This window comes from Micromonospora sp. S4605 (assembly GCF_003176715.1).
Lineage (GTDB): Bacteria > Actinomycetota > Actinomycetes > Mycobacteriales > Micromonosporaceae > Micromonospora > Micromonospora echinaurantiaca.
The window spans coordinates 21338-27607 of sequence record NZ_QGSW01000185.1; the positions used below are offsets into that span (position 1 = coordinate 21338).

A 6270-nucleotide genomic window follows, 5' to 3' on the forward strand; every position below is an offset into this window, starting at 1 on the left:
CGGGGCAGCACGGACGGCACGGTTCGCCGAGCGGTCGCCGCGCGGTGGGGTCAGGCGGCGGAGAAGACGCCGGAGCGGAGCACCGGAACAACGTCCGAGACGCCGACTTGTACCGCGATCTCGACGTCCTGGGCGAAGCCGCCCTCGATCAGCTCCCGGCCCGAGACGCAGCCCCGAACGGCGGCCGGCACGTCCGGGGTGCTGGCCAGCGCGGCGAGCGCCATGGCCGCCTCCACGGAGAGCCCGCCCGGCACGTTCGACACCGCATCCAGCACGCAGGCCGCCCCGAGCTGGTCCTCCACCGAGGGTCGCAGTGACCCGTCCGGCCAACGCTCGCCGGCGGCGATCACGCCGACCGGCGCGTCCGTCGAGCCGTACCCCTGTCGCTGGAGCCAGCGGCCGACGGCGCGGGCGTTGCGCAGGCAGGCCGCGACCACCGGCAGGCCGGTGGCGCTGGCCGCGGCGCTGATCGCCGAACCGTTCGGCGAGGGCAGCACCAGGTCGGCGACGACCGGGGCGGTGCTCAGCGCCGCTGGCGAGAGCGACCACGGATGCTCGGGGGTGGTCCTCCGGCGGCCCACCGCGGCGACCGCACCGACCCGGCGGGCGTACTCGGCGGCCTGCTCGCCCCACGGGAACGGGTGCACCCGCATGCCGCGGCCGACCGCCACCTCGACGGCGGTGGTGAACGAGAGCACGTCCACCACCACCAGCACCGCGCAGACCCGGCCGAGCTCGGCCGCCCCGCTCAGCCCCCAGTCGAACCGGGCGCCCGAACCGGGTTGCGCGTAGACCGCCGCGGCCAACGCCTCAGCGCTGATCGGGCGCGGCAGGCTGCTCGCCGTCACCGGCGTCGGTCGCCTCGGCGGCAGCCTCGGCCGGCTCGCCGCGGTCAGCAGCCTCGGCCGGCTCGTCGGCGGCGGCCTGGGCGGGATCCGCCGCAGCCTCGGGGGCCTCGTCGGCGGCCGGGGCGACGGGCTCCGCCGCGCCGGTCCGCGGGGTCGGCCCGGCCGACGCGATCGGCTCGGACTCGACGCTCGCCGGGTCCACCGGCGCCACCTCGGCGGCCGGCTCGGTGACCGGCAGCGGCACCGCCTCGACGGCACCGGCCACGCCGGTCGCCGGCGCCGGCACCTCGGCGACCTCGGCACCGGAGAAGAGGCGCGGCAGGGTCGCGGTGTGCGCGGCGCGCAGCTCGTCCAGGCCGATCCGGAACTGCCCGTGCACCTCCAGCGCACCGCCGGCCGGGTCGGTGACGCCGATCAGCTCGAACGGCACCCCGCGCTCGGCGCAGAGTGCGGTGAACGCCTTCTCGTGGCCGCGCGGCACCGAGACCAGCACCCGCCCGGCGGACTCGCTGAACAGGTAGACGAACGGCATCGAGCCGCCGGCGAACCGCTCCGGCACCGCGACCCGGGCGCCGACGCCGCGCCGCAGGCAGGACTCGACCAGGCTCTGCGCCAGACCGCCGTCGGAGAGGTCGTGCGCCGAGCTGAGGTGCCCGACCCGGGCGGCCTCCGCGAGCAGCTCGCCCAGCGCCCGCTCGTGCGCCAGGTCGACCTGCGGCGGTACGCCGCCGAGGTGCTCGTGGGTGACCCAGGCCCACTCCGAGCCGGAGAGCTCCACGTGCGTCTCGCCGAGCAGGAAGAGCTGGTCGTGGTCGCCGTTCGGCCGGGGCACGAAGCCCATCGGCACCCGGTTGGCCACGTCGTCGAGGACGCCCAGCACGCCGACCACCGGAGTCGGGTGGATGGCCGCGGCGCCGGTCTGGTTGTAGAAGCTGACGTTGCCGCCGGTGACCGGGATGCCCAGCTCGGCGCAGCCGTCGGCCAGGCCGCGGACGGCCTCGGCGAACTGCCACATCACGCCCGGGTCCTCCGGCGAGCCGAAGTTCAGGCAGTTGGTGACAGCGATCGGCTTCGCGCCGGTGACCACCACGTTCCGGTACGCCTCGGCGAGCGCCAGCTTGGTGCCGTGGTACGGGTCGAGCCGGGCGTACCGGCCGTTGCCGTCCACCGACAGCGCGACGCCGAGCCCGGTCCGCTCGTCGATCCGGATCACGCCGGAGTCCTCCGGCTGGGCCAGCACGGTGTTGCCCAGCACGTACCGGTCGTACTGCTCGGTGACCCAGGTCTTGTCGGCCAGGTTCGGCGACGCGACCATGCGCAGCACGGTCTCGCGTAGCGCTTCCGGGTCGGCCGGCCGGGGCAGCGTCTCGGCCCGGTCGGCCTGGAGCAGGATCAGGTCGGCCGGCTCGCGCATCGGGCGGGCGTAGACCGGACCGTCGTCGACCAGCGAACCCGGCGGGACGTCGACCACCAGGTGGTCCCGCCAGGTGATCACCAGCCGGCCCGGCTGGCCGTCCGGTGCCGGCGGGGTGACCTCGCCGATGGCGGTGGCCCAGACGCCCCACTTCTCGGCGGTCTTGAGCACCGCGTCGAGCTTCTCCGGCTCGACGACCAGCAGCATCCGCTCCTGCGACTCGCTGGCCAGGATCTCGTGCGGCTCCATCGAGGGCTCGCGCAGCGGCACCCGCTCCAGCCAGACCCGCATGCCGGTGCCGGCCGCGGCGGCGGTCTCGGTGAGCGCGCAGGTCAGGCCGGCGCCGCCGAGGTCCTGGATGCCGACGACCAGCTCGGCGTCGTACAGCTCGAGGCACGCCTCGATGAGCAGCTTCTCCATGAACGGGTCGCCGACCTGGACGGACGGGCGCCGCTCCTCGCTGCCCTCGTCGAAGGTCGCACTGGCCAGCACGGAGACGCCGCCGATGCCGTCCCGGCCGGTCTTGGCGCCCATCAGCACCACGACGTTGCCCGGCCCGGCGGCGGCCTTGTTCTGCAGCCGGTTCACCGGCAGCACGCCCAGGCAGAGCGCGTTGACCAGCGGGTTGCCCTGGTAGCACGGGTCGAAGACGACCTCGCCGCCGATGTTCGGCAGGCCCAGGCAGTTGCCGTAGCCGCCGATGCCGGCCACCACGCCGGGGAGCACCCGGGCGGTGTCCGGGTGGTCGGCGGCGCCGAAGCGCAGCGGGTCCATCACCGCCACCGGACGGGCGCCCATGGCGAGGATGTCCCGGACGATGCCGCCGACGCCGGTGGCCGCGCCCTGGTAGGGCTCCACGAAGCTCGGGTGGTTGTGCGACTCGACCTTGAAGGTCACCGCCAGCTCGTCGGAGACCCGCACCACGCCGGCGTTCTCGCCGATGCCGGCGAGCAGCCGGTCGCTCGGCGGGGCCTTCTCACCGAACTGGCGCAGGTGCACCTTGCTGGACTTGTAGGAGCAGTGCTCGCTCCACATGATCGAGTACATGGCCAGCTCGGCCTGGGTGGGCCGGCGGCCGAGGATGTGCCGGATCCGCTCGTACTCGTCGTCGCGGAGCCCGAGCTCGGCGTACGGCTGGAGCTCGCCCGGGGTGCCACCGGCGCGCGGCACGGTGTCCACGCCGTCGGCCCAGTCGGCGGGCGCCGAACCGGCGGCCGGCGCGGCCGGCGGCACGTCGGCGGCCGCCCGCGGCTCAACCGGGGCGACCTCCGGGGTCTCCCGTACCGGGTCCGGGTGGGTGGTCATGACCTCTCCTCGCTGCGCTCGTGGCCGCCCTGCGGGCGGGTGAGCCGACCGATGATCCCGCCGCGACCGGTCACGCCGGCGCCCCCACCAGGTGCTTGAGGACCGAGGTGAAGAAGCCGAGACCGTCCAGGGAGGGGCCGGTCAGCTCCTCCACCGCGTGCTCGGGATGCGGCATGATGCCGACGACGTTGCCGGCGGAGTTGGTGATCGCCGCGATGTCGCGCTGCGACCCGTTCGGGTTGCCGCCGATGTACCGGGCGACCACCCGGCCCTCGGCCTCGAGCTGGTCCAGGGTCGCGGGGTCGGCGACGTAGCAGCCCTCGCCGTTCTTGACCGGGACCAGCACCTCCTGGCCGGGCTGGAAGGTGTTGGTCCAGGCGGTGCCGACCGACTCGATCCGGAGGAACTGGTCGCGGTTGCGGAAGTGCAGGTGCTGGTTGCGGGTCAGCGCGCCGGGCAGCAGGTGGGCCTCGCAGAGGATCTGGAAGCCGTTGCAGATGCCGAGCACCGGCAGGCCGCCCCGGGCCGCGTCCACGATCGTCTCCATCACCGGGGCGAACCGGGCGATGGCGCCGCAACGCAGGTAGTCACCGTAGGAGAAGCCGCCGGGCAGCACGACCGCGTCCACCCCGTGCAGCGCCGGGTCGCCGTGCCAGAGACGGACCGGCTCGGCACCGGCGATCCGGACGGCCCGGGCCGCGTCCCCGTCGTCGAGCGAGCCGGGGAAGGTCACCACACCGACCCGCGCGGTCACGAGCGGGCGTCCGCGGTCTCGTCGGCCTCGACCAGGCGGACCGTGAAGTCCTCGATGACCGGGTTGGCGAGCAGCTTGTCGGCGATCTCCCGGGCCCGGTCCAGGTCCGGTTCACCGGTGAACTCGATCTCGATCCGCCTGCCGATCCGGACCGAGGCGACGTCGCTGACGCCGAGCCGGGGCAGCGCGTTTGCGACGGCCTGGCCCTGCGGATCGAGGATCTCGGGCTTGAGCATGACGTCGACGACGACGCGAGGCACTGGGCACTCCTGACTGTGTACGCAGTTGGGTGCCGACCCACAACGGGCGAGCGCAGCCAGCCTACCTGGCAGATCCCGCCCCGGCCGCACCGGCCGGACGCGGGTCAGGCAGTGATCGACGTAATCGGCGGCGGGCCGGTGGGACCGATGCCGAGTCGTTGCGATCCCGATGCGTGTTCGTTGCCGCACCTGCCGTTTCGCCCGGTTCGACCGGTCCGGCGAGCCGGGCCGGGCCGCCCCCACCCAGTACATCGTTCAATTTCGATGAAACTCTTGTGAACGACATCTCAGGGCCCTACGATACATCGTCGGACGTCGATGATTGTCCCCGGCCGCCGGGCCACCCCCGCCCGCCGGCCGGCAGGCCGGGCCCGGCGAACCCGGGTCCATCCCCGCAGAAGGAGCCCCCGCAATGCGCATCCGATCCCTGGTCGCGGTCCTCGCCACCACCGCGGCCACCCTGCTCGGTGCCAGCTCCGGCGCCGTCGCCGCCCCGGCCGGCCCGGACCCGATCATCGGCGGCGGCACCGTCTCGTCCGCCCCGTGGGCGGCCGCGGTGTTCAGCAACGGCTCGTTCACCTGCTCCGGCACGATCATCGCCCCGCAGTGGGTGCTCACCGCCCGGCACTGCCTCGGCGGCTCGATGTCGGTCCGGGTGGGCAGCGTCTACCGCTCCTCCGGCGGCGTCACCCGCACCGTCAGCGCCACCTACAGCCGCTACGACCTGGCCCTGATACGGCTGTCCAGCTCGGTGAGCACCTCGTACGTCACGCTGGCCACCAGCAACCCCCCGATCAACTCCACCAACTCGATCTACGGCTGGGGCATGACCTGCTACAGCGGCTGCTCCGCGTCCAGCCAGCTGAAGACCGCGAGCGTCCGGGTGACCAGCAACAGCGCCACCGACGCGTACGGCGGCCAGGCGATCCGGAGCACCCGGATCAACGGCAACGCGTGGCGGGGCGACTCGGGCGGCCCGCAGTTCTACAACGGCCGCCAGGTCGGCGTCGCCTCCACCGCCGACGGCGTGAACATCCAGAACTACGGCAGTGTCGCGTACAACCGGGCCTGGATCACCTCGGTGGCCGGTGTCTGACGGTTAGCGCCCCGGGCGGCGCGGATGGTCGGCGACGTGCCAGCCGTCCGCGCCGCGCCGTTTTGCAGCATCCGATCAGGTGAACAACCCTCACGATGGGGTGCCGGGTCCCCTGACAGCATCGGAAACGTGCTGGTCGTGACGACGGAGCAACTACCCGGGTACGAGATCCGCCAGATTCTCGGCGAAGTGGTGTCATCGATGGCCAGGACGCGGAACCCGTACCGCGAGGGGGTCAAGAACCTGCGCGGTGGCGCGTACGACCCGATGGCGCCGGACAACCTCACCCGGTGGCGTACCGACTCGGTGGCCCGGCTCGGCGAGGAGGCCCGCCGGCTCGGCGCGAACGCCGTGGTCGGCATGCGGTTCGACAGCCGCGACTGCGGCGAGATGTGGATGGAGATCTGCGCCTACGGCACCGCGGTGATCGTGGTACCCAAGATGCCCGACGTCATGCCGCCCGACCAGCCGCTGGTCGCCGCGGAGACCGCGCACGAGGGCGAGATCGCGGAGGCTCCCGGCGGCATCGCCGAGCCGGCCAGCGCCCCCAACCTCCGCACCGCCGCCGAAACCCCCACCCGCGACACCTGACC

Annotated in this window: 6 protein-coding genes; 2 read left to right on the forward strand and 4 right to left on the reverse strand. The window is 73.7% G+C overall.

All coding sequences use genetic code 11. The annotated features are described in order from the left end of the window. Window positions 1–50: 50 nt before the first annotated feature. The 4 genes from DLJ47_RS14835 to purS all read right to left on the reverse strand — a co-directional run bounded on the left by DLJ47_RS14835 (window position 51) and on the right by purS (window position 4581). Window positions 51–806 (reverse strand): 2-phosphosulfolactate phosphatase, encoded by a 756-nt coding sequence (locus tag DLJ47_RS14835; RefSeq protein WP_109900611.1) that lies wholly within the window; start codon window positions 804–806, stop codon window positions 51–53. 4 nt (window positions 807–810) lie between these two features. After that, the gene (gene purL / locus DLJ47_RS14840; protein ID WP_109900601.1) at window positions 811–3567 is read right to left on the reverse strand and encodes a phosphoribosylformylglycinamidine synthase subunit PurL; all 2757 of its coding nucleotides are present in this window, start codon (window positions 3565–3567) and stop codon (window positions 811–813) included. Between the two features lie 70 nt (window positions 3568–3637). Next, the gene (purQ, locus tag DLJ47_RS14845) at window positions 3638–4321 is read right to left on the reverse strand and encodes a phosphoribosylformylglycinamidine synthase subunit PurQ (protein WP_109900602.1); all 684 of its coding nucleotides are present in this window, start codon (window positions 4319–4321) and stop codon (window positions 3638–3640) included. Further along, window positions 4318–4581 (reverse strand): phosphoribosylformylglycinamidine synthase subunit PurS, encoded by a 264-nt coding sequence (gene purS / locus DLJ47_RS14850; protein ID WP_030332194.1) that lies wholly within the window; start codon window positions 4579–4581, stop codon window positions 4318–4320. The genes purQ and purS overlap by 4 nt, the downstream gene beginning before the upstream one ends. A 412-nt stretch (window positions 4582–4993) precedes the next feature. Here purS and DLJ47_RS14855 point away from each other — a divergent pair, with 412 nt between their 5' ends. Together DLJ47_RS14855 and DLJ47_RS14860 are read left to right on the forward strand one after the other, a co-directional pair. Then, window positions 4994–5677, forward strand: a complete 684-nt coding sequence (locus DLJ47_RS14855; protein ID WP_109900603.1) for a S1 family peptidase — start codon at window positions 4994–4996, stop codon at window positions 5675–5677. A gap of 24 nt (window positions 5678–5701) precedes the next feature. After that, window positions 5702–6268 (forward strand): YbjQ family protein, encoded by a 567-nt coding sequence (locus DLJ47_RS14860; protein ID WP_109900604.1) that lies wholly within the window; start codon window positions 5702–5704, stop codon window positions 6266–6268. The last annotated feature ends 2 nt before the right edge of the window (window positions 6269–6270 follow it).

Excerpts from the sequence above, each read along its gene's own strand:
- purL (WP_109900601.1), bottom strand. The coding sequence starts at position 3,567 with ATGACCACCCACCCGGACCCGGTACGGGAGACCCCGGAGGTCGCCCCG.
- DLJ47_RS14855 (WP_109900603.1), top strand. The coding sequence starts at position 4,994 with ATGCGCATCCGATCCCTGGTCGCGGTCCTCGCCACCACCGCGGCCACC.
- DLJ47_RS14860 (WP_109900604.1), top strand. The coding sequence starts at position 5,702 with ATGGTCGGCGACGTGCCAGCCGTCCGCGCCGCGCCGTTTTGCAGCATC.